We start from the raw sequence: 2559 nt of genomic DNA, 5'->3' as shown, positions 1-2559 counted from the left end.
GCCATCGCGATGGCGGTGCTGGTGGCGTTGCGGGGGCGCTGGACGGGCGGGGGGAGCCGTTCCGGGGCGGGGCGTTCCGAGGGAAGGCGCGCCGCCTCCGTACCTTCCGCCTCCGTACGGAGTGCCGAGGACGGACGGGGTGACGCGTACGAGTCCGAGCGGCCGGTGGCCGTCGAGGCCCCCGTCTCCCCCGGCCCCTCCGCGACCTGGGCGCTGCACGCCGAGGTCACCGGGTTCACCCGGCTGACCCTGGACGCGGCGCCCGGCACCACCATCGCCGTCGTCGGCGAGAACGGCGCGGGCAAGACCACGCTCCTGCGCGCCCTGCTCGGCCTCACCCCCCGCGCGCGTGCCGGACTGCGCCTGGGCGACCAGGACGTCACCGGCCTCCCCCCGCACCGGCGCGGGGTCGCCTGGGTGCCGCAGGACGGGGCCCTGTTCCCGCACATGACGGCCCTCGCCAACACGGCGTACGGGCTGCGCGCCCAGGGCGTCGCGCGCGCCGAGGCCCGGCGGCAGGCGCAGGCGTGGCTGGACCGGCTCGGCGTGGGCCGCCTCGCCCACCGCAGGCCCGGCCGGCTCTCCGGCGGCCAGGCCCAGCGGGTCGCGCTGGCCCGGGCGCTGGCGGCCCGGCCCCGTCTGCTCCTGCTCGACGAGCCGCTCGCGGCCCTCGACCAGACGACCCGCGCCCATGTCCGGCACACCCTGCGCACCCATCTCGACGGCTTCGGCGGGGTCTGCCTGATCGTCACCCACGACCCGGTGGAGGCGGTGTCGCTGGCGGACCGCGTCCTCGTCCTGGAAGCGGGCCGCGCCCTCCAGGACGCGCCGCCCGCCGAGGTCACCCGCCATCCGCGCTCGCCGTGGGTGGCCCGGATGCTGGGCCGCAACGCCTGGCCGGGCGACGCCGCGGCGGACGGGCTGGCGCTGCCCGACGGCGGCCGGATCGTGGCGGCCGAGCAGCTGCCCGCCGGAAGCCGCGCGTTGGCGATCATCGCTCCGGAGTCGGTCTCGGTCCACCGCGACCGGCCCGGCGGCAGCCCCCGCAACACCTGGCCCGGCACGGTCCGCGAGATCACCGCGTCCGGCAGCCGGCTGCGCGTCCTGATCGGCTCGCCCGACGCCCCCGACCTGGTCGCGGAGATCACCCCGCAGGCGGCGGCCGAACTGCGGCTGGTGGAGGGTACGGCGGTCTGGTCGAGCGTGAAGGCGACGGAGGTCACGCTCGTACCGCTGTAGACCCGAAGACGGCACCGCGGCCCAGGTCAGGGGTGGTGTCAGTGGCCGCCCCTAGACTGGCCGCCGGAGTTCGTCGTGTACGTGACGTGATCGCGAGCGCGCGCGTACGGACAGGACCGGACAGGCCCATGGTCACGTTCACGGCCCGGAACACCCGGGCCGGGAGCACGGCCAGGGGTACGAACACGGAACCGGGCACGGACACACGCGCGAACACAGGCACGGACACGGACTTGGGCACGGACACGGACATGGGCAGGAGGTGGCGGTGAAGAAGCTGACCGGCTCGTCGGGCGAGGCACCCGCCGACCCGTCCGCCGAGGTGCTCGGGGAGGCGGCCGGAGTCTTCGGGCTGCTCGCCTCGCCCGCGCGGCTGCACATCGTCTGGGCGCTCAGCCACGGCGAGTCGGACGTGACCGGGCTCGCCGAGCGCGTCGGCGGGGCGCTGCCCGCCGTCAGCCAGCACCTGGCGAAGCTCAAGCTCGCCGGTCTCGTCCGCTCCCGCCGCGAGGGCCGCCGGGTGGTCTATCTGGTGGCCGATCCGGAGGCTGCCGAGCTGGTGCGCTGGCTCGTGGCACGCCTCGGCGACCGGCTGGGACCGGGTGCGCGTGCGACTCCGGGACTCGTCCGTGACCTGGGCGCCTGAGCGGCGGACCCCGCTACAGGTGCTGCGCGCGCTCGACTCCGGGCCGCGCGGACTGCTGGAGGCCGAGGCCGACGCCCGCCTCGCGCGCGACGGCGAGAACGTGCTGCCCACCCTGCGCACCCCCTCCTGGCCGGTCCGGCTCGTACGGAGCCTGCGCGACCCGTTCACGGCGGTGCTGGCGTCGCTCGCGGTGGTGTCCGCGCTGGTCGCGGCGTGGGGCACGGCCGCCGTGATCGCGGTGCTCGTGGCGGTGAGCTGCGTCCTGCGGGCGGCTGGCGAGTACCGGGCGGACCGCTCGGCGGCCGGGCTGCGCGAGCTGGTGGCGACCACGGCGACCGTGGTGCGCCGGGCGGGCCCGGACGCGGACCCGGTGGCGCGCGAGATCCCGGTCGACCAGGTGGTGGTGGGCGATGTGGTCCGGCTGGGCCCGGGCGACCTGGTCCCGGCGGATCTGCGGCTGCTGCGCGCCACCGGCCTGACGATGCATCAGGCGGCCCTGACCGGCGAGTCCGCCCCCGTACGCAAGCACCCGGCCGACGAGCCGTCCCCGCCCGGCCCGGACGGGACCGGCTTCGACCGGCCGGAGCTGTGCTTCCAGGGCAGCAGTGTGGCCTCCGGCAGCGGTACGGGAGTGGTCGTCGCCACGGGCGCGGACACGCGGTTCGCGGCGGCGC

The 2559-nt window shown here is 76.9% G+C and carries 3 protein-coding genes; all 3 read left to right on the top strand.

From position 1 onward, the window contains the following. Positions 1 to 1239 (top strand): ABC transporter ATP-binding protein (locus tag ACJA3G_RS34935; RefSeq protein WP_406557047.1); only part of this gene is annotated, 1239 nt, incomplete at its 5' end. Between the two features lie 277 nt (positions 1240 to 1516). Then, entirely contained in the window at positions 1517 to 1885 is a 369-nt protein-coding gene (locus ACJA3G_RS34930; protein ID WP_406557048.1) for an ArsR/SmtB family transcription factor, read from the top strand. Continuing rightward, positions 1869 to 2559, top strand: a 691-nt coding sequence (locus tag ACJA3G_RS34925) for a cation-transporting P-type ATPase (RefSeq protein WP_406557046.1), incomplete at its 3' end; no start/stop codon positions are given. The genes ACJA3G_RS34930 and ACJA3G_RS34925, both read left to right, overlap by 17 nt.

Source organism: Streptomyces sp. YS-3, from assembly GCF_045257485.1.
Taxonomy (GTDB): Bacteria; Actinomycetota; Actinomycetes; order Streptomycetales; family Streptomycetaceae; genus Streptomyces.
Note: the sequence above shows the minus strand (reverse complement) of the source record. Positions and strands in the feature narration are given on the sequence as shown.